The sequence below is a fragment of the Pseudomonas kielensis genome, assembly GCF_014236655.1.
Taxonomy (GTDB): Bacteria; Pseudomonadota; Gammaproteobacteria; order Pseudomonadales; family Pseudomonadaceae; genus Aquipseudomonas; species Aquipseudomonas kielensis.
This window is the reverse complement of the sequence record NZ_JACMYG010000005.1, coordinates 132418-156054: the sequence shown is the minus strand read 5'-3', so window position 1 is coordinate 156054 and position 23637 is coordinate 132418. Positions and strand designations below refer to the sequence as shown.

Sequence of the window (23637 nt, the reverse complement as noted above, 5' to 3'; positions counted from 1 at the left end):
CGCTTTTTTGGTGAATATGTAGTGGCAAAAGTGCTGAGTGTTACGGAGGGTTACAGACAAGACAGCGCTGTCTATGAAAAATGGGGTGCGCTGCAGGCCACGGTTTTACTGGGCTTCAGCGGGGTCTATTTTTTTCAAAGGGAAAATTGTTACTGTCTGCACGACAAGCGCGCATTGCTACGAGAGGGACACGGCGGCATAATGTAGCCCCTTTTTTCTGCCCCTACATGTGGAAGGTTACCGTGACTCAGAAGCCCGACCAGTGTCTTGGTGAATGGATCGACCGTGAAGCACTCGCAGAAGCGATGATTCCGCTGATCGGCCAGCTCTACCGCAATAACAACGTGGTGAGCTCGATCTATGGCCGCAGCCTGATCAACCAGTCTGTCATCGCGATTCTCAAAGCTCACCGCTTTGCTCGCCACCGTTCTTCCGACGACAGCGAACTCTCCGTCCACGAAACATTCCCACTGCTCAAAGCCATGAGCGAGCTCAAGCTCGGCGCGGCTTCGGTAGACCTGGGCAAGTTGGCGTTCAAATTCCGTAACGAAGGCAATGGCCGCAGCGCCGAGCAGTTCGTACGTGAAGAAATGGCTGACGTGGTTGGCCAGCAAAACGCTTCGGCCCGCAAAGGCACCGACGTTGTCCTGTACGGCTTCGGTCGCATCGGCCGTCTGCTGGCGCGCATCCTGATCGAAAAAACCGGTGGTGGCGACGGCCTGCGTCTGCGCGCCATCGTGGTGCGCAAAGGCGCCGAAAACGACCTGGTGAAACGCGCCAGCCTGCTGCGCCGCGATTCGGTCCATGGTTCGTTCAACGGCACCATTACCATCGATGAAGAAAACAACACCATCACCGCCAACGGCAACCTGATCCAGGTTATCTACGCGAAGAACCCGACTGAGGTGGACTACACCCAGTACGGCATCAAAGACGCGCTGCTGGTGGACAACACCGGTGTATGGCGTGACGCCGATGGCCTGGGTCAGCACCTGGCGTGCCCGGGTATCGACCGCGTGGTCCTGACCGCGCCTGGCAAAGGCAAGCTGAAGAACATCGTTCACGGCATCAACCACGCTGAAATCACCGCTGACGACAAGATCGTGTCCGCCGCTTCCTGCACCACCAACGCCATCGTGCCGGTGCTCAAGGCAGTGAACGACAAGTTCGGCATCATCAACGGTCACGTTGAAACCGTTCACTCGTACACCAACGACCAGAACCTGATCGACAACTTCCACAAAGGCGATCGCCGTGGTCGTAGCGCTGCGTTGAACATGGTCATCACCGAGACCGGTGCTGCTACCGCCGCTGCCAAGGCCCTGCCTGAGCTGGCTGGCAAGCTGACCGGCAACGCGATCCGTGTACCGACGCCAAACGTGTCGATGGCCATTCTCAACCTGAACCTTGAGAAAGCCGCTACCCGTGAAGAGATGAACGAGTACCTGCGCTACATGGCGCTGCACTCCGATCTGCACAAGCAAATCGACTACGTCAACTCGCAGGAAGTGGTGTCCACTGACTTCGTTGGTTCGCGCCACGCCGGTGTGGTCGACGCTGAAGCCACCATCACCCAAGACAACCGCGTTGTGCTGTACGTTTGGTACGACAACGAATTCGGTTACAGCTGCCAGGTGGTTCGCGTGATGGAAGACATGGCCGGGGTCAACCCGCCAGCCTTCCCGCGCTAAGCCTTAGCTGCAGATGAAAACGCCCCGACAGTGTCGGGGCGTTTTTGTTTGTGCGTTGAAAACAAAATGCTAGGTTGGGCAGCTTTCGCTCGCGACAGAACACTGAGGACGACTTTGATGCGCCTGATCCGACTGCCCTGTGCCGCTTTGCTTGCACTGACCTGTGCCGCGTCGTTCGCGCCGCTCACCGTGGCGAGCACTGCGCGCCCGGCTCTCGACGAGGTGGTGCAAGAGGCTGCGCAAGCGCTGATGCAGCAGTACAACATCCCCGGGCTGGCCATTGGACTGTCCGTAGACGGCCAGCAGCGTTTCTACAATTTTGGCGTGGCTTCCAGGGACACGCAGCGCAAGGTCAGCAGCGATACGTTGTTTGAGGTCGGCTCGATCAGCAAGACCTTCACCGCCACCCTGGCGAGCTACGCACAAGTCAATGGTCGGCTCTCGCTCGCCGACCACCCTGGCAAGTACCTGCCACAACTGGCCGGCAGCCCGTTCGACCAGGTGTCGCTGCTGAACCTGGCGACCCATACCGCGGGCGGCTTCCCGTTGCAGGTGCCGGATCAGGTGCAGGACAACCAGCAGTTGCTCGAGTACTTCAAGGCCTGGCAGCCGTCCTACGCGCCAGGTGCCAAGCGCACCTACGCCAATCCGAGCATTGGCGCGTTGGGCATGATCACCGCCATCAGCATGAAAGTGCCTTACGCCCAGGCGCTGGAGGGGCAACTGTTTCCCGGGCTGGGCATGACTAACAGCTACATCAACGTACCGGCGAGCAAGCAGGCACTCTACGCCCAGGGCTACAACAAGCAGGACGCCCCCGTCCGGTTGAATTCCGGGGTGCTGGGTGATGAAGCCTATGGGGTGAAAACCTCTGCGGGTGACCTGCTGAAGTTTGTCGACGCCAACCTGGGGGTGGCCAAGGTTGAGCCAAACTGGCGCAGTGCATTGCTGGAAACCCACAAGGGTTACTTCCAGGTGGGCGCCATGACCCAGGACCTGATCTGGGAGCAGTATGACTATCCGGTAGCGCTCGACACGTTGATCGAGGGTAACGGCGACAAGATGATCTACGACAGTCATGCCGTTACCGCAATCGACCCACCGCAGCCACCCAAGGCGGCTGCCTGGATCAACAAGACGGGATCGACAGGCGGGTTCTCGGCTTATGTGGCGTTTGTGCCTGAGAAAAAGCAGGGCATTGTGGTGTTGGCGAACAAGAGTTATCCCAATGAGGCGCGGGTGCGCCTGGCGTATCGGATTCTCGGTGAGCTGGAGCGCTGAAGGGGTATGGGCGGGAGCTTTCCAAATGGCACGTAGGGAGTGGAGGTGTTCGGCCGGGCTGCTGTTGGTTGCGGCTCTGACCGGCTGTGGCAATGGCGACTCCCAGGAAAAGTTTGGCGGGCCGACCATGGGCAGCCGCTACTCGATCCAGTACGTTCGCCATGCGGGCCTGCCCGGGCCGGTGCAGGTGCGCCAGCAGGTCGAGGCCATCTTGAGCGAGGTGGATCAACAACTGTCGACCTACCGCAGCGACTCCGATATCGAGCGCTTCAATGCGTTGCCTGCCAATAGCTGTCAGCCGATGCCGGCGCCAGTCCTGCAACTGGTCGAGGTCGGTGAACAGTTGTCGCGCGCAAGCGAGGGGGCCTACGACCTGACGGTCGGGCCGCTGATGAACCTCTGGGGCTTCGGCCCGCAGGCGCGCACCGTGCAGGTCCCCAGTGAGCCAGCGTTGGCGCAGGTGCGGCAGCGGGTCGGCTACCAGCACCTGCGGATCGACGCACAGCAACTGTGCAAGGACGCGCCGGTTGAGGTTGACTTCGACAGTATCGCTGCCGGCTACACCGTCGACCGGATAGCTGCCGCGTTGGGCGGCATGGGCATCACGAGCTTCCTGGTCGAAGTCACTGGTGAGCTCAAGGCGGTCGGCACAAAACTCGACGGCAATCCCTGGAAGATTGCCCTGGAAGAACCTCGTGACGACCAGCAGGTGGTGGAACGGGTGTTGACGCTGGATGGCTATGGCGTCTCCACTTCGGGCGACTATCGCAACTATTTCGAGCAGGGCGGGCGGCGTTACTCTCATACATTCGATGCCCGTAGCGGGGCGCCGGTGCTGCATGACCTGGCGGCGGTGACGGTGGTTGCTCCGCAGGCGCTGATGGCCGATGGCTGGTCGACCCTGTTGCTGATCCTCGGGCCGGAACGTGGAATGGAGTACGCAGAAAAACACGCGATTGCGGCTTTTTTTGTGATGCGTACCGATGGCGGTTTCGTCACACGCAGCAGTCAGGCTTTTATCCGTCTGAGCGGGGAAAACGCCCCATGATCCGGGCCCCAATCCCGGGTGTGGCTGGCGTTGTAGTGCAGGCAAAACTAGCCTACGACGCGACCAAGGGTTAATGTGCGCGGCGTTGACGCTTCTATAGACTGTTCCTGGGTTTTCGACTGACCCCAAATTGTTCCTTCATGCCGCATGGCTGGCATGATTTAGCCGCAGGTGCCAACGGGGTGCCGCGGCCTGTTCTGAGGAGTACGCATGGCTGTCTACAACTACGACGTGGTGGTGCTGGGTTCCGGCCCAGCGGGAGAAGGCGCGGCAATGAATGCCGCCAAGGCAGGGCGCAAGGTGGCGATGGTCGATAGTCGTCGCCAGGTCGGCGGCAACTGCACTCACCTGGGCACCATCCCGTCCAAGGCGTTGCGGCACTCGGTCCGGCAGATCATGCAGTTCAACACCAACCCGATGTTCCGGGCCATTGGTGAGCCGCGCTGGTTCTCGTTCCCGGACGTGCTGAAAAGCGCCGAGAAAGTCATCTCCAAGCAGGTCGCCTCGCGCACCGGCTACTACGCACGCAATCGGATTGACGTGTTCTTTGGCACCGGCAGCTTCGCTGACGAGCAAACCATCGAAGTGGTCTGCGCCAATGGCGTGGTCGAAAAACTGGTGGCCAAGCACATTATCATTGCCACCGGATCGCGCCCGTATCGTCCGGCCGACATCGATTTCCACCACCCGCGTATCTACGATAGCGACACCATCCTCAGTCTCGGTCACACCCCGCGTAAGCTGATCGTCTACGGCGCCGGCGTGATCGGTTGCGAGTACGCCTCGATCTTCAGTGGCCTGGGTGTGCTGGTGGAGCTGGTGGATAACCGTGGGCAACTGCTGAGCTTCCTTGACTCGGAAATCTCCCAGGCCCTGAGCTACCACTTCAGCAACAACAACATCACCGTGCGCCACAACGAAGAATACGATCACGTTGAAGGCGTGGACAATGGGGTGATCCTGCACCTCAAGTCCGGCAAGAAGATCAAGGCCGATGCCTTGCTCTGGTGCAACGGCCGGACCGGCAACACCGATCAACTGGGTCTGGAAAACATCGGGGTCAAGGTCAACAGCCGTGGCCAGATCGAAGTCGATGAGAACTACCGCACCTGCATCCAGAACATCTATGGCGCCGGCGATGTGATCGGCTGGCCGAGCCTGGCCAGTGCCGCCCATGACCAGGGTCGTTCGGCCGCTGGCAGCATTGTCGACAATGGCAGCTGGCGTTTCGTCAACGACGTGCCGACCGGGATCTACACCATTCCGGAGATCAGCTCGATCGGCAAGAACGAGCAGGAGCTGACCCAGGCCAAGGTGCCCTACGAAGTCGGCAAGGCGTTCTTCAAGAGCATGGCCCGGGCGCAGATCGCCGGTGAACCGCAAGGCATGCTGAAGATCCTGTTCCACCGGGAAACCCTGGAAGTGCTGGGCGTACACTGCTTCGGTTATCAGGCGTCGGAGATCGTGCACATCGGCCAGGCGATCATGAACCAGCCGGGCGAACTCAATACCCTGAAGTACTTCGTCAACACCACGTTCAACTACCCGACCATGGCAGAAGCCTATCGGGTAGCGGCATACGATGGCCTCAACCGGCTTTTTTGAGCGGCTCCGGCCGGTGGCCTGAGCCGGCCGGGGAGACCGATTTCAGCAATTCTCGAGCGTGGCAATGGCCAAACCGGGAAAGTCTGTAATCAGGCTGTCAACGCCGAAGTCAGCGAGTCTGCGCATCAGCGCGGGCTCGTTGACAGTCCACACCGACACATGCAACCCCTGACGCTGCGCCTTCTCCAGGCGTTCCGGCGTACACAGGGTCCAGTTCAGCGCCAGAATCTCGCAGCCATAGCTTTGCGCGACCTTCAATGGGTCGAGCCAGGCGTATTCGGCCACCAGTCCCCGGGACACGTCCGGTACCAGGTCCAGCGCTGCCTTGAGCACTTCCCGCGAGCTTGAGGTGATGGTGACTTTGTCCAGCAAGCCAAAACGCTGGGCCATTTCGCGAATCGCCAGCACGGTGGTGGCGGCGCGGGTGCGTGAAGCGCTTTTGACTTCCAGTTGCCAATGGTCGAAGTCGCACTGTTCGAACAGTTGCTCCAGGGTCGGAATCGGGCAAGGCGTGATCCAGCCCGGTCCGCCCTTGCGCGCGTCGTAGGTCACCAGGTCCGCTGCCTTGTGCTCGACCACCTTGCCGCGGCGGTCGGTGGTGCGCTTGAGCGTCGAGTCATGGATCACCATCAACTCGTTGTCCATGGACAGGTGCAGGTCCAGTTCGCAGCGACGCACGCCATGCTTGAGGCATTGCTGAAAGCTGGTCAGGGTGTTTTCCGGTGCTTCGCCTTTAGCGCCGCGGTGGCCGTAGATGAGGGTCACGGTGGTTCCTTAATTAATTGCCGGATTCGGTGTGTTCGCGCGCCAGGCGGCGTTCTTGGGCCTGTCTTTGCAGGATATAGCGTGCCAGCAGTTGGCGCTGGGCGTCGCTTAAGTGTTGGAATTGGGTGCCGACGTCAAAACCGCCGTCCGTGGCATCGCAATGGGTGACTCGGGCGCGCATCAGCAGGCCCAGGGCCTGGGGCATGAGCACCAGTTTGATCGACAGATGACTGCCGGGGGCGAGCGGGGTGGGATGCTGGAAGTCGATGCCGCCCTCGGAAAGGATCACCGGTTGTGGTTCGCCGATCTGGCCGAGGACCGTCAGCGCCACGACCTGACTGAGTAGGTCGATGCGTTTGTTCAGCACTTTCAGGTAGGCCGCAGTGTTGCGATCGCGCTCGCTGATCTGGCGCAGCAGGTGCTGGGATTCGAATTCGCTCAGGTGCAGTTCACTGAGCAGATTGAACAGCGGGGAAGCATCCTGCAACACTTCCTCGGCCGTGGCGGCGGGGCCCGTCAGGGGCTGAATTTCCAGTGCGATCCTGTCCTCGATACGGTAGTATTCGCGGCGATCTTCTTCATCTAATGTCGACATGGCGAACCCATGGTAGCGGCGGTGGTCTGAGTGTAAAGCTGGTTATCGACCCCCGCCACAAGGACGTTCCTTTTCCCTCCGAACAAGCCCCGACATGTTCAGACCTCTCTTCGTATTTATCGGTACGCGTTATACCCGTGCCAAGCGGCGCAATCATTTTGTGTCGTTCATTTCCCTGACTTCGATGATCGGACTCGCCCTGGGCGTGGTCGTGATGATTGTGGTGTTGTCGGTGATGAACGGCTTCGATCATGAGATGCGCACCCGCGTGCTGGGCATGGTGCCCCACGCGACCATCGAGTCCGGTGAGCCAATCAGCGACTGGCCGAGCCTGGCCGCCAAGGTCAAGCAGAACCCGCAGGTGCTGGCCGTCGCGCCGTTTACCCAGATGCAAGGGCTGCTGACCCACAACGGCCAGGTCTCCAAAGTGTTGCTCAATGGCATCGACCCGGCGCTGGAGCGCCAAGTCTCGATCATTGATAACTTCATGCAGCAGGGCAAGCTCGACGACCTGGCGCCCGGCAGCTTCGGCATTGTCATCGGCGACAAGGCGGCGGCCAAGCTCGGGGTGGGCCTCGGCGACAAGCTGACCTTCGTCGCGCCGGAAGTCACCGTGACCCCGGCCGGGATGTTCCCGCGCATGAAGCGCTTTACCGTGGTCGGCATCTTTCATGTCGGCGCCGGTGAAATCGACGGCTACCTGGGGGTCACCAACCAGCAGGATTTGTCCAAGCTGCATCGCTGGAAGCCAGACCAGATCCAGGGCCTGCGCCTGAAGTTCGACGACCTGTTCCAGGCCCCGCGCGCGGCCTGGAACATCGCCCAACAATTGGGTGATGACCGTTTCTACGCCCGTGACTGGACCCGCACCCACGGCAACCTGTACCAGGCCATCCGCATGGAAAAAGCCATGATCGGCCTGTTGTTGCTGCTGATCGTCGCGGTGGCGGCGTTCAACATCATTTCCACCCTGGTGATGGTGGTCAATGACAAGAAGGGCGACATCGCGATCCTGCGTACCCTGGGCGCTACGCCGGGCACCATCATGGCGATCTTCATGGTCCAGGGCACGGTGATCGGCGTGGTCGGCACGGCCATCGGCGCGCTGGTGGGGATGTTTGCCGCACTGAATGTCAGCGCGGCAATCTCTGCCCTTGAAGGCCTGATCGGGCACAAGTTTCTCAACGCCGATGTGTACTTCATCGACTACCTGCCGTCGCAGTTGCAGGCCCAGGATGTGTTGATGGTCTGCGGTGCGGCGTTGGTCCTGAGTTTCCTCGCCACCCTGTATCCAGCCTGGCGTGCCGCGCGCACCCAGCCGGCGGAGGCGCTACGTTATGAGTGAGTTGGGCATGAGCGAAAAAGCAATCTTGAGTTGCCGCAACCTGGGCAAATCCTACGAGGAAGGTCCGGAATCGGTGGAGGTGCTGGCCGGTCTGCAACTGGAGTTGCACCCGGGCGAGCGCGTCGCGATCGTCGGGACTTCGGGGTCGGGCAAGAGTACCTTGCTCAATCTGCTGGGCGGGCTCGATACGCCGACCCAGGGCAGCGTCTGGCTGGCCGGTGAAGAACTGTCGGCACTCAATGAAAAGAACCGTGGCTTGCTGCGCAACCGTTCGTTGGGCTTCGTCTACCAGTTCCATCACCTGTTGCCTGAGTTCACCGCCCTGGAAAACGTCTGCATGCCGCTGTTGATCGGCAAGACCGCGATCCCGCAGGCTCGCCAGCGCGCGACCGCCTTGCTGGAGCGCGTAGGCCTGGGGCATCGCCTGGAGCACAAGCCGGCCGAACTGTCCGGTGGCGAGCGCCAGCGCGTGGCCATCGCCCGTGCGCTGGTGAACAACCCGGGGCTGGTGATGCTCGACGAGCCGACCGGCAACCTCGACTCCCATACCGCGCAAGGTATCCAGGACCTGATGCTGGAACTCAGCACCTCGATGCGCACGGCGTTCCTGGTGGTGACCCACGACATGAACCTGGCACGGCAGATGGATCGCGTACTGCACTTGCAGGAAGGTCGCCTGACGCCCATCTGATGCTTTGAAACCCGGTGCCTGAACAGGCGCCGGGTCTTTTATTTTTATACGGTGCCCCAGCGAATGTTCAGACCGTTATCGATCTTTATCGGCATGCGCTATACCCGCGCCAAGCGCCGCAATCGCTTTGTTTCGTTTATCTCGATGACCTCGATGATCGGCCTCGCCCTGGGCGTGTTGGCGATGATCGTGGTGCTGTCGGTGATGAACGGCTTCCAGCGCGAAATGAGCTCGCGCATCCTCGGCATGGTGCCCCACGCAACCATCGTTGGCGTCAAGCCGATCGACGATTGGGCGCCGGTGGCTGCCGCTGCGTTGAAAAATCCCGCGGTGACCGCCGCGGTGCCCTTCACCGAGATGGAAGGCATGCTCTCCTACAAGGGCTCGATGCAGCCGATCCAGATCAGCGGCGTCGACCCGGCCCAGGAAGGCAAGGTGTCGATTGTGGCCCAGCACATCGTGCAAGGGCGCCTGGATGACCTGAAACCGGGTGAGTTCGGGGTGGTGGTGGGCGAAATCACCGCACGGCGTTTTCGTTTGAATGTCGGCGACAAGATCACCCTGATCGTGCCGGAAGTCAGCAGCGCGCCGGGGGGCATCACCCCGCGCATGCAGCGCCTGAACGTAGTGGGGGTGTTCAAGGTCGGTGCCGAACTGGATGGTTCGATGGCCCTGATCCATGTCGCCGATGCCGCGCAGATGCAGCGCTGGGCACCCAACCAGGTGCAAAGCGTGCGCCTGGCGGTGAAGGACCTGTACGCCGCGCCACAGGTGTCGGCAGCGATTGCCGGCAGCCTGGGGGCTGGATACAAGGCCGATGACTGGACCCACACCCAGGGCAGCCTGTTCAGCGCCATGAAAATGGAAAAAACCATGATCGGCCTGTTGCTGCTGATGATCGTCGCGGTGGCGGCGTTCAACATCATCGCGACCCTGATCATGGTGGTGAACGACAAGGGCGCCGACATCGCGATCCTGCGTACCATTGGTGCCACGCCACGGCAGATCATGGCGATCTTCATGGTCCAGGGCACGGTGATCGGTATCGTCGGCACCCTGATTGGCGGCGTCCTCGGCGTGGTCGCGGCGCTGAACGTCAGTGCGCTGGTGGGCTGGGTGGAGCGCGTCAGCGGTCAACACGTCTTCAGTTCCGACGTTTACTTCGTCAGCAACCTGCCTTCGGAGTTACAGGGTGGTGATGTGCTGTTGATCTGCTCGGCCGGTTTTATCCTGAGCTTCCTGGCCACCGTTTACCCGGCCTGGCGCGCGGCGAAGATCGAACCAGCGCACGCGTTGCGTTATTCCTGATCCGGCCATTGCTCGGGGTGCCATGAATCAGGGGCATACCGAGGATTTCGTGGGAGCGAGCCGGCTCGCTCCCACGGGCGTTGTGCAGGCATTAGCGCGTGGGCTCAATCGCCTTTTGGCAGTTCGATCACGAAACGCGTCCAGCCCTGGGTCGATTCGCAACGAATGGTCCCGCCATGGGCGCGGATGATTGACTGGGTAATCGCCAGGCCCAACCCCGCATGTTCACTGCTGCCTTCACGGCGCGCCGGATCGGCCCGATAGAAGCGGTCGAACAGGCGCGGCAACAAGGCCGGGGGAATACCGTCGCCAGTGTTGGCGATACTCAGGTGCAAACCCTGCGCCCCGTCCACGATCTGCACCTGAACCTCGCCCTGGGGTGGGGTAAAGCGCAGGGCGTTGTCCAGCAGGTTGGACAGGGCCCGGCGCAGCATGCTGCGGTCGCCGCTGATGGTGGCTTCGCCCTGGCGGGTCAGGCGGACCTGCGCGTCTTCGGCCAGGGGCGCATAAAACTCCAACAGCGCATCGGCCTCCTGCGCCAGTTGCAGCGGTTCACGCCGGGGCATCAACAGGCCGTGGTCAGCCTTGGCCAGGTACAGCATGTCGTTGACCAGTTGTGCCATCCATTGCAGTTCCTCGAGGTTGCTGTGCAAGGCTTCGCGGTAGTCTTCGAGGTCCCGCGGGCGGGTCAGGGTGACCTGGGTGTGGGTCAGCAGGTTCGACAGCGGGGTGCGCAGTTCGTGGGCGATGTCGGCGGAAAATGCCGACAACCGCTGGAATGAATCGTCGAGACGCCCGAGCATGGCGTTGAACGCCTGGGCCAGTTCGGCCAGCTCGGCGGGCATCTGCGTGTGGGGCAGGCGCTGGGTCAGGGAGCTGGCGCAAACCCCGGCCGCCACGTCACTCATGCGCCGCAGCGGACGCAAGCCACTGCGCGCCGCCCAAGCCCCGAGCAAGGCCGTGGCCAGGGCCGAGAGCCCGACCGTCAGCCAGATCAAATGCTGCATGCGCTGCAGGAAATGCTGGTGGTGGGTGATGTCGAGCGCCAGGGTCAGTTGCGCGCCGTCGGTTCTGCCCGGCTCCAGTGGCGCGTTGAAGACCCGATAGGCGGTGCCGGCGCTGTGCAGGCTAGACAAGCCGGTCAGGGTAGGCAGGTCGTCAGGCAGGTTGGCTGTGCTGTCGAACCACACGTGGCCGTCGGCACCGCGTACCCGCAGGGAGAGGTCGGTCTGGTGGCTCATTTCCTCCTGCAGACGGGCTTTACGCTGGGCGAACAGCACCGGGTCGTCCGCGCCTTGCAGGGCGCTGCGCAGGGCCACCAGCTTGCCGTCCAGCAGTTGCTGGTCGAGTTCAATGAAGTGGGTTTCGCTGGCGCGACTGAACAGCACGCCGGCAATCAGCGAGACCACCGCCGTGCACGCGGCAAACAGCAGGGCCAGGCGACTGCTCAGGGACAGGCGGGGCATCAGGCTGGACGCTCTTCAAGCACATAACCCATGCCGCGTACGGTATGGATCAACTTGTTGGGGAAGTCATCGTCGATTTTCAGGCGCAAACGGCGGATCGCCACTTCGATGACGTTGGTGTCGCTGTCGAAATTCATGTCCCAGACCTGGGAGGCGATCAAGGATTTGGGCAGCACTTCGCCCTGGCGGCGCAGGAGCATTTCCAACAGGGCAAATTCCTTGGCGGTCAGGTCCAGGCGTTGGCCATTACGTTCGACCCGACGGCGGATCAGGTCCAGGCGCAGATCCGCCAGTTGCAGGCAGGTTTCCTGCGGGGCCGTGCTGCCACGGCGCAACAGGCTGCGCACCCGAGCCAGCAGTTCGGAAAAGGCGAAGGGCTTGACCAGGTAATCATCGGCGCCCAGTTCCAGGCCATGGACCCGGTCCTGCACCGCATCGCGGGCGGTCAGGAATAACACTGGCACGTCGAGGCCGGCACCGCGCACTGCTTGCAGGATCTGCCAGCCGTCGCGGCCAGGGAGCATCACATCGAGAATCAGCAGCCCATACTCCCCGCTCAACGCCAGTTGCTGGCCGGTCGTGCCGTCGGCCACCAGTTCGACGTTGAACCCGGCCTCGGTCAGGCCCTGGCGCAGGTAGTGGCCGGTTTTCGGTTGGTCTTCGACGATCAGCAGTTTCATGGGCAGCTCAGGGTAGATGGGACACAAGCGTTATACCGTGGCGTGCACGCAGTCGGCTCAACCTGACAAAGTTGTAATCAACTCGTCAGCTACTTGGCAGCGGCGCACCCTTAGAGTTTCCCACAAGCTGAACCTAATCTTGTTGGAGTGTGATCATGTTTTTCGGTAAATCCTGGGTGTTGGCCGGCTGCTTGCTGGCATTGAGTTCGCCGCTGCTGGCGGCGCCGGCGCAGTCCTACGCTTTCGGTGAGCCTGCCCCAGCGGCCAAGGCGACGCGCACGGTGGAAATTGTCATGGGCGATATGAGTTTTGACCCCAAGGCCCTGCAGATCAAGGCCGGTGAGACCGTGCGTTTTGTGTTGATCAACAAAGGCCAGTTGCTGCACGAATTCAACCTGGGTGACGTGGCGATGCACAGCCAGCACCAGGCTGAAATGCTCAAGATGCAGCAAAACGGCCAACTGACCCCGACCGCAATGAAAGCGCCGGCCATGGATCACGCGGCCATGGGCCACGGTTCGATGGCGGGCATGGACCATGGGGCGATGCAGCACGATGACCCCAACAGTGTGCTCGTCGAGCCGGGTAAAACGGCTGAGCTGACCTGGACCTTCAAGCAGGCCGGCAACCTGGAATTCGCCTGCAACATCCCGGGTCACTACCAGGCGGGCATGGTCGGCAAACTGACGGTCAGTCAGTAAGCACTCAAAGGCGGGAGCAAAGGCTGGTAGAATCGGCTGATTCTTCAGTCAGGTTTCCGCCATGCATCCCGCAGCCGAACACTCGCCGCTGGGCAAATCCAGCGAATACATCGCCACGTACACGCCATCTTTGTTGTTCCCGATCCCGCGCACCGCAAAATGGGCCGAGCTGGGGCTGACGGCCGACACCCTGCCGTACAAGGGCGTGGACTTCTGGAACTGCTTCGAACTGTCCTGGCTGCTGCCGTCGGGCAAGCCGGTGGTGGCCATCGGTGAGTTCAGCATCCCGGCTGACTCGCCGAACATCATTGAGTCCAAGTCGTTCAAGCTGTACCTGAACTCATTGAACCAGACGCCGTTCGCCGACACCCAGACCCTGCAAGCCACCCTGGCCAAGGATCTGTCTGCGGCTGCAGGCAAGCCGGTGGGCGTGCGCATTCGCAGCTTGAACGAGGTGCAGGCCGAAGGGGTGGTGGCCCTGCCGGGGGTGTGCATCGATGACCTGGATATCAGTGTCAGCAACTACGAGCACCCGCGTCCGGAACTGCTGCGTTGTGATGCCTCGCGTATCGTCGAGGAGAGCGTGCACAGCCATTTGCTCAAATCCAACTGCCCGGTCACCAGCCAGCCGGACTGGGGCAGCGTGGCGGTGCAGTACCGTGGTGCGGCATTGGATCACGCCAGTCTGTTGGCGTACCTGGTGAGCTTCCGCCAGCACTCGGATTTCCACGAACAGTGCGTGGAGCGGATCTTCCTCGACCTGCAGCGCCTGCTGAAGCCGGAGAAGTTGACCGTCTATGCGCGTTATGTGCGCCGGGGCGGGCTGGACATCAACCCGTACCGCAGTACCGAAGACGTGCAATTGCCCAACCATCGCCTGGTTCGCCAGTAAGCACAGCCAACGCGAAGCCTCATAGCAGCTGCCTCGCTAGCTCGGCAGCTGCTACATGGACTGTGTGTCGGTCAAGAAACGAAAAAGCCCCGCTATCGCCAGCGGGGCTTTTTTTGTTCGTGTGGATCAGATCCCGATGTTGCCCAGGGTCTGCACAATGTTGCGCAGGGTTGCGGCCAGCGCGGGGTGGTCGAGTTCGAAGCGCTCCACGGCCAGGTTGACGCCATCCGCCAGGCTGCTGTCGTTGGTGGCGGTTTCCAGTTGCAGTTGCGCGTCGATCTGCGTCATCAGGTCCAGCAGGTGGTCACGTTCTTCCTGCGAGAGCGGCGGGTTCTGCTCCAGTTGCTCGCGCAGAGTATTGAGCTGTTCTTGCAGTTCGCGGGCAGGCATGGCTACTTTCCTTTTATCGATAGGCACTGGCATAGACCGCAGCAGTGATCCAAAGGTCTACGTCTGACCTGTAGATTAATCCACTGGCGAGCGAAGTGCATGATCTTGATCAAGAATGATCGATCAGGGCTTCTCGCCCTTACGCCGGCGCAGGCCGATATCCGACAGGCAGGTGTCGAGATCGCCGAGGTGATCGATCACCGAATGCACGCCCAGGCCGAACAGTTGCAAGGTCGCCTTGCCGCGCATGAGTTCGCGCTCCTGTCGGCTCAGGGCTTGCCATTCCTTGGGCGCCAGGCCGCAGAGCGAGCCGCAGGAGGCGAGGCCAATGGTCCACAACCCGGCGTTGAGACCCGACTGCAGCAAGCGCGGCTCTCCGCTGACCAGCACACAACCGTCCAGGCGATGGATGTTCAGCGCCATCAATGCTGACCAGCAGGCAGCGGGAGCCGGCCATGGGGCGATGCTCTGGGGGCGTGGGCTGGCGGTGATCCAGTCAGGCAGTTCGGCCGCCAGCGACTGGCTCTGGCTGTGGGGTAATTCATCCAGCCAAGTGCAGGGAATGCCTTGCAGTCGCAGCGATAGCAACGCCTGCTCGGCGCCAGGGGTCAATTGGCCATGTGGTGCGCTGCCGCTGCCGTAGAGCCGGGTTTGTGCGCCAAAATCCACCAGGCAGCCACTCAGGCCAAAAAGCACGGCGGTGGGTTGGGGGAGGGCTTGGGGGTGTACTTGAGGTTGGGCCATTTCAACATCCCTGAAATAATCAGAGAGGGTAGGCCGGCCTCGTGACAGTTAAATGACATTCTCTTGACCGGCCGGGGAAACAGGCAGTGTCGTAGGGCGTTTCCCTGAAAGCCGGCATCCGACTTATACTAGCGAGCTTACCGTGCGGGTTTTGCGATCCGCGCCAGTACAATCCAAGGAGTTTCTGCTATGCGCTGGAGCAATTGCCTGGCTCGACTAAGTCTGTTTGCCGGCGTTCTGTTCGTTCCGTTCGCCGCCCAGGCGGCCACCGAAGAAGATCCTTGGGAAAGCATCAACCGCCCGATCTACACCTTCAACGACGTGCTGGACACCTACGCGCTCAAGCCTCTGGCCCAAGGCTACCAGTTCGTCACGCCGCAGTTCCTCGAAGACGGCATTCACAACATGTTCCGCAACATCGGTGACGTCGGCAACCTGGCCAACGACATCCTGCAGGCCAAACCCCACGCGGCGGGCGTCGACACGGCGCGCCTGCTGATGAACACCACCCTGGGCCTGGCCGGGTTCTTCGATGTGGGCACCAAGATGGGCCTGCACCGCAATGACGAAGACTTCGGCCAGACACTCGGCTACTGGGGCATGCCCAGCGGTCCTTACGTGATGCTGCCGCTCCTCGGCCCTAGCACCCTGCGTGACGCACCGTCCATGTACGTCGACAGCTATGCCCAACCCTACCGCTACATGCACGACGTTCCAGCGCGCAACATGGCGCTCGGCATGGAAGTGATCGATGCCCGTGCCAGCCTGTTGTCGGCCGAGAAGCTGATCAGTGGCGACAAGTACGTCTTTATCCGCAACGCCTACCTGCAGAACCGCGAATTCAAGGTCAAGGATGGCCAGGTCGAAGACGACTTCTGAGTCGGCGCTTTGATAAGAGGAGGGCGGCCCATGGGCCGCCTTTTTCGTTTTAAGGCAGGCGTTCCATCCTTACATTTTGTTGCGAACTTTACGGTTCTTATAACTCCCGGTGATTTGCAGGGCAAAGACGCCTGATGACCATCGGCGTGAGCTTGAAACGCCTCGCGGATGGGAGTACCGTCTGCGCCTTAGAAGGGCACCTCTGATGAACATGTGTGTCGGGCAAATGCTCGAAAGCAGTGCAGCAGAGAGGCTAGAAAGCGAATCCAGTAGTGTGTGCCGGGCCAATCACCCCGCCAGCTACGCCAACCTAATTCTGGCGCCGTTTGCCCACATGCAAAAAACCAGTGCCACGCTGCTGATAATCGATGACGACGAAGTAGTGCGCGCGAGTCTCGCGGCCTATTTGGAAGACAGTGGGTTCAGCGTCCTGCAGGCCAGCAATGGACTGCAAGGACTAGCGGTATTCGAGCAAAGCCACCCCGATCTCGTGATCTGCGATCTGCGCATGCCGCAGATGGGCGGGCTCGAGCTCATTCGCCAGGTGACCGACCTGTCGCCGCAAACACCGGTGATCGTGGTGTCCGGTGCCGGCGTCATGAACGACGCGGTCGAAGCCTTGCGCTTGGGCGCGGCAGACTACCTGATCAAGCCGCTGGAAGACCTGGCTGTGCTCGAGCACTCTGTGCGCCGAGCCCTGGATCGCGCGCGCCTGCTCCTGGAGAATCAGCGTTACCGGACCAAACTCGAAACCGCCAACCGTGAGCTCGAGGCCAGCCTGAACCTGCTGCAGGAAGACCAGAACGCCGGTCGCCAGGTACAGATGAACATGTTGCCGGTGAGCCCCTGGACCATCGACGACTTCAAGTTCGCTCACCAGATCATCCCCTCGTTGTACCTGTCGGGTGACTTTGTCGACTATTTTCGGGTCGACGAGCGCCGGGTCGCGTTCTACCTGGCGGACGTTTCCGGGCATGGCGCGTCTTCGGCCTTCGTCACCGTGCTGCTGAAGTTCATGACCACGCGCCTGCTGTTCGAGTCCAAGCGCAATGGCACCTTGCCAGAATTCACCCCTTCAGAGGTACTCGGCCATATCAACCGGGGCCTGATCAGCTGTAAGCTGGGCAAACATGTCACGATGGTCGGTGGAGTCATCGACGAGGAGACCGGTTTGTTGACCTATAGCATCGGCGGACACCTGCCGTTGCCAGTGTTGTACACGCCAGACAGTGTGGGATACCTCGAAGGCCGTGGTCTGCCGGTGGGCTTGTTCAATGAAGCCACCTACGAAGACCACGTCATCGAATTGCCACCGGTGTTCAGCCTGACGCTGATGTCCGATGGCATTCTGGACCTTTTGCCAGAACCGACACTCAAAGAAAAAGAGGCCGCCTTACCGCAACGGGTAAGATCGGCGGGCGGCAGCCTGGATGGTCTGCGGCAGGTTTTTGGATTGGCCACGCTAGGGGAGATGCCGGATGATATCGCCCTGTTAGTGTTGAGCAGGAATCTTCAATGAGTACCGGTAGAATCCAGTTCGCCGAGCAGGATGGCACCTTTGTCCTGAAGTTCGTCGGTGAGGTTCGCCTGACCCTGTGTTCGGCGTTGGATGCGACTATCGAGCGGATCTTCACTGCGTTGAATTTCAACGCGATCGTGATCGACCTGACCGAAACCCGCAGCATCGACAGCACCACCCTGGGCCTGTTGGCCAAGCTGTCGATCATGTCGCGGCAAAAGGTCGGCCTGCTGCCGACCGTCGTCACCACCCACGAAGACATCACCCGTCTGTTGGAGTCCATGGGTTTCGAGCAGGTGTTCAACATCGTTGACCGCCCGGTGCCGTGCCCGGAGTGTCTGACCGACCTGCCTGACCAGGATCAGTCCGAAGAAGTGGTGCGGATCAAGGTGCTGGAAGCGCACAAGATCCTCATGGGCCTCAACGACTCCAATCGGGAAGCGTTCCATGACCTGGTAAACGCCCTCGAGCGGCACTGATAGCTTCCATAGTCCCTCGGCTGGCGGCTGGCCAGCCAAGGCGAGCGCTGCCTCAAACCGCGCAGACAAAAAAGGGCGAACCCAACAGGGTTCGCCCTTTTTGCATGGCTAGATCGACCTCACAATTTGGCCTGCAGCAGCGCCTCCAGCTTTTCCTGGTCCCGGGCAAATTGACGAATGCCTTCGGCCAGCTTCTCGGTGGCCATTGCATCTTCGTTGGACGCCCAGCGGAATTGGGCCTCGTTCAGGCTCTGGCGTGCTTCGCCGGCATGGCCTGGCGTCAGTTGGCGCTCCAGCTTGCCGGTGTCGGCCGCCAGCTTCTCGATCAGATCAGGGCTGATGGTCAGGCGATCGCAGCCCGCCAGTTGCTCGATCTGATTGAGGTTGCGGAAGCTCGCGCCCATGACCACGGTCTTGTAGTCATTGGCCTTGTAGTAGTTGTAGATGCGCGTCACCGACTGCACGCCCGGATCATCGGCGCCACTGTAGTCGGTACCGTTGGCCTTCTTGTACCAGTCGTAGATGCGCCCCACGAACGGCGAAATCAGGAACACCCCGGCTTCGGCGCAGGCCACTGCCTGGGCGAAGGAGAACAGCAGGGTCAGGTTGGTCTGGATGCCTTCGCGCTCCAGCTGTTCAGCGGCGCGGATGCCTTCCCAGGTGGAGGCGATCTTGATCAGCACGCGTTCACGGCCGATGCCGGCCTTGTCGTAGAGCTCGATCAGGCGGTGCGCACGCTTGAGCATGGCCTCGGTATCGAACGACAGGCGCGCATCCACTTCAGTGGAAATGCGCCCGGGAATCACTTTGAGAATCTCCTGGCCCACTGCGACCCCAAAACGGTCACTGGCCAGACCCACGTCGCCCTTGCAGTCGGTAACGCTGGCGTTGAGCAGTTCGGCATAGGCAGGAATGGCCGCAGCCTTGAGCAGCAACGAGGGGTTGGTGGTAGCGTCCACGGGTTTGACGCGGGCAATCGCTTCAAAATCGCCGGTATCGGCCACGACGGTGGTGAATCGTTTAAGTTGTTCCAGCTTGGAAGTCATGGGTGTGCTCTATCCTGTGGGTCTGCTGACATTACCCGAGCGCTGACAGCCACTCAAGGGCGCAAATGCGTAACAACGGCCTGGGCGGCAACATCTGCAAAACAGATGTTTGAAAGGCCCGGCGCTCTCCGCTAACTACGATGGCAAAACCGCCCACAGGTTCAATCGCGGCGACGGCTAGCGGCCTTCCAGCAGCGCTGCCGCCTGATCGAGCAGGGCCAGTGGGTCCTTGGCCTTGTGGATGTCCACCGACAGCAACTGCCGAAACTTGCGCGCCCCCGGAAAGCCCGTGCCGAGCCCCAGGACATGCCGAGTGATGTGGTGCATCGCGCCGCCGGCCTCAAGGTGTGCCGCGATGTACGGACGCAACTGCGTCAGCGCCTCGGCCCGGCTGATCACCGGCGCCGTGCTGCCAAACAGCTGCTGATCCACCTCGGCCAGCAGATAAGGATTGTGATACGCCTCACGCCCCAGCATCACCCCGTCAAAGGTCGCCAAATGCTCATGGCAGGCCTCCAGGGTCTTGATCCCGCCGTTAAGGATGATCTCCAGCTCCGGGAAATCCGCCTTCAACTGCGCCGCCACGTCATAGCGCAGCGGTGGAATATCGCGGTTCTCCTTGGGCGACAACCCCTCAAGAATCGCAATTCGCGCATGCACGGTAAAACTGGTGCAGCCGGCATCGCGCACCGTACCGACGAAATCACGCAGTTGCGCGTAACTGTCACGTCCATTGATCCCGATCCGATGCTTGACCGTGACCGGAATCGACACCGCATCGCGCATCGCCTTCACACAATCGGCCACCAACTGCGGATGCCCCATCAGGCACGCACCAATCATATTGTTCTGCACCCGATCACTCGGGCAGCCGACGTTAAGGTTCACCTCGTCATACCCATGCTCCTGCGCCATCCGCGCACAGGCCGCCAGATCCAGCGGAACACTGCCACCCAACTGCAACGCCAGCGGATGCTCCGCCTCGTTGTGCCGCAGGAAACGCTCGTGATCACCGTTGAGCAAGGCACCGGTGGTGACCATTTCGGTGTAGAGCAAGGCGTGTTTGGAGAGCAGGCGCAGGAAGAAGCGGCAGTGGCGGTCGGTCCAATCCATCATCGGCGCAACGGAAAACCGGCGAGAAAAAACTGGGGGAGTAGTCGATGCGGTTGAATGAGGCATGGGTATCTGAATCAGGACGGTGAGGCGGGCGAGGAGTTTATCAGGAATGGAGGGTGGGTTGGGGTTGCGTCGAGGCGCCCGGACGAGGCTCGTGGCGTCTGACACTATTTAACTGGCTACTGCGGGTGCCGGCAGATTATCCAGTGCGTTGCGGGCCTGGTAGTGGCTCTTGGAGCCAAGCCAGGTGAGCAGGCCTGTCACCCCGAAGAAGGTGAACAAGCCCGATACATACAGGGCGATGGCCGGGAAGAACAGCACCAGCACACAGAACACCACCACTATGCCGGAGTTGATCATGGCATGCCGAAGTGGGTTCTTGGACACTTCGCCGTTGCTTTCCTGGGCGGCATAAACAGTGTGCTTGCCAAGGGATTTGACGCAGGAAAGTCGCACGGTGTTGCCTGGTTTGATCATGCTGTCCAGATAGTTCTGGCAGCGGATGTGCCTGATACGTTGCCGCCGATCTTGATGTACTCGTAATCGGTAACAGTGCCGTTGCTGATGACGCCATTACCGGTTTCTTATTGCTCCTGCCATTGTGCACCCAAGTGTTCAGTCAATAATGTGATGCTGCTCGTTGCTGCTGCGCCTACATGCCGGCGGTGGTCAGGGTTCGTGCGTTTTTCAGCGGGGTTTCCCGACGTACTCTGTGTAGAAGGGGTGATGGCATATTGCCTCCTTCTCGTGGGCGCACTAACCACTAGCGCTCGAAAAAACACTCATTATTTTTGTTTGAAAGCTCTGGGATGGGGGTTGTAGCTTGTTTTGAGGGTGTACGGTGCAAGCGCTGGGCGGCGGAGGGTGGGGGCGTCCGGATTGATGGTCAGTCTCTAGGGGGGAATCAGGCGAAAAGTTCCTGGCGGGAAAGGCCGAGGGCGACCGCCAGGGGCGCCCTCGATGAATCCAGTTTGCGCGCTTAAACCCAGCGCCGAAACAGCACGCTGGCATTCACCCCGCCAAACCCGAAGCCGTTGGACAGTGCATATTCCATCGGCATGTGCCGAGCCTCGCCGCGAACCAAGTCAAGGCCGTCGGCTGCGCTGTCCGCGTCTTGTAGGTTTAGGGTTGCCGGCGCGACCTGGTCACGCAGGGCCAGGATGGCGAAGATCGCTTCGATGCCTCCGGCAGCGCCCAACAGGTGGCCAGTGGCGGACTTGGTGGCGCTGATCGCCAGGCCGCTGTGGGTGCCGAACACGGTCTTGATCGCCGCCAGTTCCCCTTTGTCGCCGACCGGGGTCGAGGTGGCGTGGGCGTTCAAGTGCTGGACCTGGGATGCTTGCACGCCGGCCTGGCGCAGGGCTTGTTGCATGGCTCGGCGGGCGCCGTCTCCGTCTTCCGGGCCGGCGGTCATGTGGTAGGCATCGGCACTGGTGCCATAGCCCACCAGTTCTGCGATCGGTTTGGCGCCACGGGCCAGGGCATGTTCCAGTTCTTCGATCACCAGCAGGCCGGCGCCTTCGCCCATGACAAAACCGTCGCGCGCTGTATCGAAGGGGCGAGAGGCCTGTTCGGGTGTTTCATTGTGATCGCTGGATAGCGCTCGTGCCGCCGCGAAGCCGGCCAGGCTGACGCGGTGAATGGCCGCTTCAGCCCCACCACAAACGGCAACGTCCACTTCCCCGGCGCGGATCATTCGCGCGGCGTCGCCAATGGCTTGAACCCCAGCGGCGCACGCCGTCACTGGGGCGCCCAGCGGTCCCTTGAGGCCATGCTGGATTGAAACGTGGCCAGCGGCCATGTTGCTCAGGAACGACGGGATGGTGAAGGGCGACAGGCGACGCGGCCCCTTGCTGTCCGTGGTGCGTACGGCCTCGGCGATCGCCGGAAAGCCACCCACACCCGAGGCGATAATGGTCGCAGTGCGCTCCTGCTCCTCCGCGGTCTGCGGCGCCCAGCCCGCTTGTGTCAGGGCTTCATGGGCGGCGGCCAGGGTAAACAGAATGAAGCGATCCATTTTGCGTTGTTCTTTCGCCGCCAACAGTTGGTCGGGATCGAAGCCGGCTTCAGGGTCCTGCGTCCGATCGGGAACCTGGCCGCCGATGCTGATCGACAGGTCGCCAATCAGCGATTCTGGAAGTCGGCGAATGCCGGATTGTCCCGCCAGCAGGCGTTGCCAAACCGGTTCGACTCCGCAGCCCAGCGGGGTCAGTGCGCCCATGCCTGTGACAACAATGCGTTTGCTCATGACGGTCCAACTCCTTCAGATTTGTCGGGGATAGTGATGTGTGGACGTAACTATCATCATGAAAGTAACATGCTCGAACGACAAATGTCCGAGCGCATCACCCAAGGAGCCGTCATGCAACGCAAAACCCTGGCCCACGCCGAATGCCCGATCGCCCGCAGCCTGGAAAGGGTCGGTGAGTGGTGGAGTATCTTGATCATGCGTGATGCCTTGCACGGGCTGCGCCGATTCGACGAGTTTTCCCGCAGCTTGGACATTGCGCCGAACATGCTCACTCGCCGCCTTAACTCATTGGTTGAGGATGGGTTGCTGGAGCGCCACGCCTACAGTCAGCGGCCTTTGCGTTATGAATACGTGCCAACTGCTCGTGGGGAGGACTTTCGCGTGGTGCTCATGGCTTTTGTGGCGTGGGGTAACAGGCACTTTGCGCCGGAAGGGGAGAGCGTGCAGATTGTCGAGCGAGAGACCGGCAGACCAGTGCAGTTGATGACGGCGGATATGGCTGACGGGCATCTGGTGCCATTGGCGCAATGCACGGTGCAGGCGGGGCCGGCGGCGAGCGCCGGCATGCGTCAGCGGATGGGGGCTGTGCCGAAGTGTCCATAGTGCTCGGTCGCCGGCGCGGCAATCGACCGGGTCACAGTCCCAGGCCTTCCTCTACGATCCACAGTAGATTTTCTTCATTCCAGGCTACCGGGGCTTGAGCGACCTGTCCCAGAGGCGGGATTTTCTGCAGGGTCCATTGCGACTCTCCGTGCTCATCGATGCTACGCAGTGCGCGAAGGTTTTTCCCCGGCAGGTGAATTTCGACCAGGCCGTCGGCTTTGGTTGAAAAACGCGCTATCGGGTCGAACGTGATGGTGCGGTGCAGGGCTTCGAGTACTAACTGGTCAATCGCGTAGTTATAGGTGGCGCCGCTCGGATGGCGCTCGAACACGTGAGTGGGGTTGCGGCGGATGCCAAGGCCTGCCTCGATCAATGGGGCCAGCCAGGTTTCGACCTGGTGGTAGAGGTCGTTGACTTGGGTCGGCCAGTGGTCGATAGCCGTGTCGGTGCAGATCTCGGTCTCGTCGGTTCGTTGCAGGCGGTTCCTGAGTTTTGCCGCCAGCTCGTCTGCCTTGTTCATATCGATTCCTCGTCAGATTGTT

Annotated in this window: 24 protein-coding genes; 13 read left to right on the top strand and 11 right to left on the bottom strand. The window is 61.1% G+C overall.

Features of this window, described 5'->3' with window-relative positions; all coding sequences use genetic code 11:
- Window positions 1-227 precede the first annotated feature (227 nt).
- The 4 genes from H7995_RS07075 (at window position 228) to sthA (ending at window position 5625) form a co-directional block, all read left to right on the top strand.
- Window positions 228-1691 carry a glyceraldehyde-3-phosphate dehydrogenase gene (locus tag H7995_RS07075; RefSeq protein ID WP_166591891.1) on the top strand — a complete coding sequence of 488 codons (1464 nt, stop codon included), beginning with the start codon at window positions 228-230 and terminating at the stop codon, window positions 1689-1691.
- Between the two features lie 117 nt (window positions 1692-1808).
- Window positions 1809-2972 (top strand): class C beta-lactamase, encoded by a 1164-nt coding sequence (gene ampC / locus H7995_RS07070; protein ID WP_185818162.1) that lies wholly within the window; start codon window positions 1809-1811, stop codon window positions 2970-2972.
- 25 nt (window positions 2973-2997) lie between these two features.
- Window positions 2998-4020: an FAD:protein FMN transferase gene (locus tag H7995_RS07065; protein ID WP_185818161.1), complete on the top strand. Its 1023-nt coding sequence runs from the start codon at window positions 2998-3000 to the stop codon at window positions 4018-4020.
- A 210-nt stretch (window positions 4021-4230) separates the two neighbouring features.
- On the top strand, window positions 4231-5625 hold the full coding sequence (gene sthA, locus H7995_RS07060; protein WP_166591894.1) for a Si-specific NAD(P)(+) transhydrogenase: 1395 nt from the start codon (window positions 4231-4233) through the stop codon (window positions 5623-5625).
- Between the two features lie 42 nt (window positions 5626-5667).
- Here sthA and H7995_RS07055 read toward each other — a convergent pair whose 3' ends face one another.
- Together H7995_RS07055 and H7995_RS07050 are read right to left on the bottom strand one after the other, a co-directional pair.
- Complete coding sequence (locus tag H7995_RS07055; protein WP_166591895.1) at window positions 5668-6390, bottom strand: glycerophosphodiester phosphodiesterase; 723 nt, start codon at window positions 6388-6390, stop codon at window positions 5668-5670.
- Between the two features lie 13 nt (window positions 6391-6403).
- Window positions 6404-6985 carry a PilZ domain-containing protein gene (locus H7995_RS07050; RefSeq protein WP_166591896.1) on the bottom strand — a complete coding sequence of 194 codons (582 nt, stop codon included), beginning with the start codon at window positions 6983-6985 and terminating at the stop codon, window positions 6404-6406.
- Between the two features lie 94 nt (window positions 6986-7079).
- Between H7995_RS07050 and H7995_RS07045 the strand changes: the two genes are divergently transcribed.
- From H7995_RS07045 to H7995_RS07035, 3 genes are all read left to right on the top strand, one after another.
- Window positions 7080-8330, top strand: coding sequence for a lipoprotein-releasing ABC transporter permease subunit (locus H7995_RS07045; protein ID WP_166591897.1), 1251 nt, complete (start codon window positions 7080-7082; stop codon window positions 8328-8330).
- 7 nt (window positions 8331-8337) lie between these two features.
- The gene (gene lolD / locus H7995_RS07040) at window positions 8338-9021 is read left to right on the top strand and encodes a lipoprotein-releasing ABC transporter ATP-binding protein LolD (RefSeq protein WP_166591898.1); all 684 of its coding nucleotides are present in this window, start codon (window positions 8338-8340) and stop codon (window positions 9019-9021) included.
- A gap of 63 nt (window positions 9022-9084) precedes the next feature.
- Complete coding sequence (locus tag H7995_RS07035; protein ID WP_182341334.1) at window positions 9085-10329, top strand: lipoprotein-releasing ABC transporter permease subunit; 1245 nt, start codon at window positions 9085-9087, stop codon at window positions 10327-10329.
- A gap of 104 nt (window positions 10330-10433) precedes the next feature.
- On the opposite strand, the gene H7995_RS07030 is transcribed toward H7995_RS07035, so the two are convergent.
- Both H7995_RS07030 and H7995_RS07025 read right to left on the bottom strand, forming a co-directional pair.
- A complete protein-coding gene (locus H7995_RS07030) occupies window positions 10434-11795 on the bottom strand; it encodes a heavy metal sensor histidine kinase (RefSeq protein ID WP_185818160.1) in 1362 nt (453 codons plus the stop codon).
- Entirely contained in the window at window positions 11795-12475 is a 681-nt protein-coding gene (locus tag H7995_RS07025; protein WP_166591901.1) for a heavy metal response regulator transcription factor, read from the bottom strand. Before H7995_RS07025 ends, H7995_RS07030 begins: the two co-directional genes overlap by 1 nt.
- A gap of 155 nt (window positions 12476-12630) precedes the next feature.
- On the opposite strand from H7995_RS07025, the gene copI reads away from it, so the two are divergent.
- Both copI and queF read left to right on the top strand, forming a co-directional pair.
- The gene (copI, locus tag H7995_RS07020; protein WP_166591902.1) at window positions 12631-13176 is read left to right on the top strand and encodes a copper-resistant cuproprotein CopI; all 546 of its coding nucleotides are present in this window, start codon (window positions 12631-12633) and stop codon (window positions 13174-13176) included.
- Window positions 13177-13237: 61 nt separating this feature from the next.
- Complete coding sequence (gene queF, locus H7995_RS07015) at window positions 13238-14068, top strand: NADPH-dependent 7-cyano-7-deazaguanine reductase QueF (protein ID WP_166591903.1); 831 nt, start codon at window positions 13238-13240, stop codon at window positions 14066-14068.
- Between the two features lie 126 nt (window positions 14069-14194).
- Here queF and H7995_RS07010 read toward each other — a convergent pair whose 3' ends face one another.
- Window positions 14195-14458, bottom strand: coding sequence for a DUF4404 family protein (locus H7995_RS07010; protein WP_166591904.1), 264 nt, complete (start codon window positions 14456-14458; stop codon window positions 14195-14197).
- 123 nt (window positions 14459-14581) lie between these two features.
- Entirely contained in the window at window positions 14582-15202 is a 621-nt protein-coding gene (gene pcrP / locus H7995_RS07005) for an HAD superfamily inactivated hydrolase PcrP (protein ID WP_182341326.1), read from the bottom strand.
- A gap of 189 nt (window positions 15203-15391) precedes the next feature.
- Between pcrP and H7995_RS07000 the strand changes: the two genes are divergently transcribed.
- From H7995_RS07000 to rssC, 3 genes are all read left to right on the top strand, one after another.
- Complete coding sequence (locus tag H7995_RS07000; protein WP_166590019.1) at window positions 15392-16081, top strand: MlaA family lipoprotein; 690 nt, start codon at window positions 15392-15394, stop codon at window positions 16079-16081.
- Between the two features lie 334 nt (window positions 16082-16415).
- Window positions 16416-17600 (top strand): two-component system response regulator RssB, encoded by a 1185-nt coding sequence (rssB, locus tag H7995_RS06995; RefSeq protein WP_166590027.1) that lies wholly within the window; start codon window positions 16416-16418, stop codon window positions 17598-17600.
- Window positions 17597-18079, top strand: coding sequence for an anti-sigma factor antagonist RssC (gene rssC, locus H7995_RS06990; protein WP_095082307.1), 483 nt, complete (start codon window positions 17597-17599; stop codon window positions 18077-18079). The genes rssB and rssC overlap by 4 nt, the downstream gene beginning before the upstream one ends.
- 119 nt (window positions 18080-18198) lie before the next feature.
- Here rssC and tal read toward each other — a convergent pair whose 3' ends face one another.
- From tal to fabF, 4 genes are all read right to left on the bottom strand, one after another.
- Window positions 18199-19125: a transaldolase gene (gene tal / locus H7995_RS06985; protein WP_166590018.1), complete on the bottom strand. Its 927-nt coding sequence runs from the start codon at window positions 19123-19125 to the stop codon at window positions 18199-18201.
- A 177-nt stretch (window positions 19126-19302) separates the two neighbouring features.
- Window positions 19303-20304, bottom strand: a complete 1002-nt coding sequence (gene dusA, locus H7995_RS06980; RefSeq protein WP_185818159.1) for a tRNA dihydrouridine(20/20a) synthase DusA — start codon at window positions 20302-20304, stop codon at window positions 19303-19305.
- A gap of 108 nt (window positions 20305-20412) precedes the next feature.
- On the bottom strand, window positions 20413-20718 hold the full coding sequence (locus H7995_RS06975) for a hypothetical protein (RefSeq protein WP_185818158.1): 306 nt from the start codon (window positions 20716-20718) through the stop codon (window positions 20413-20415).
- A gap of 502 nt (window positions 20719-21220) precedes the next feature.
- Window positions 21221-22489 carry a beta-ketoacyl-ACP synthase II gene (gene fabF, locus H7995_RS06970; protein WP_185818157.1) on the bottom strand — a complete coding sequence of 423 codons (1269 nt, stop codon included), beginning with the start codon at window positions 22487-22489 and terminating at the stop codon, window positions 21221-21223.
- A gap of 114 nt (window positions 22490-22603) precedes the next feature.
- Between fabF and H7995_RS06965 the strand changes: the two genes are divergently transcribed.
- The gene (locus H7995_RS06965; RefSeq protein WP_166590023.1) at window positions 22604-23095 is read left to right on the top strand and encodes a winged helix-turn-helix transcriptional regulator; all 492 of its coding nucleotides are present in this window, start codon (window positions 22604-22606) and stop codon (window positions 23093-23095) included.
- Between the two features lie 31 nt (window positions 23096-23126).
- On the opposite strand, the gene H7995_RS06960 is transcribed toward H7995_RS06965, so the two are convergent.
- Window positions 23127-23615: a hypothetical protein gene (locus tag H7995_RS06960; RefSeq protein WP_166589969.1), complete on the bottom strand. Its 489-nt coding sequence runs from the start codon at window positions 23613-23615 to the stop codon at window positions 23127-23129.
- Window positions 23616-23637 lie beyond the last annotated feature (22 nt).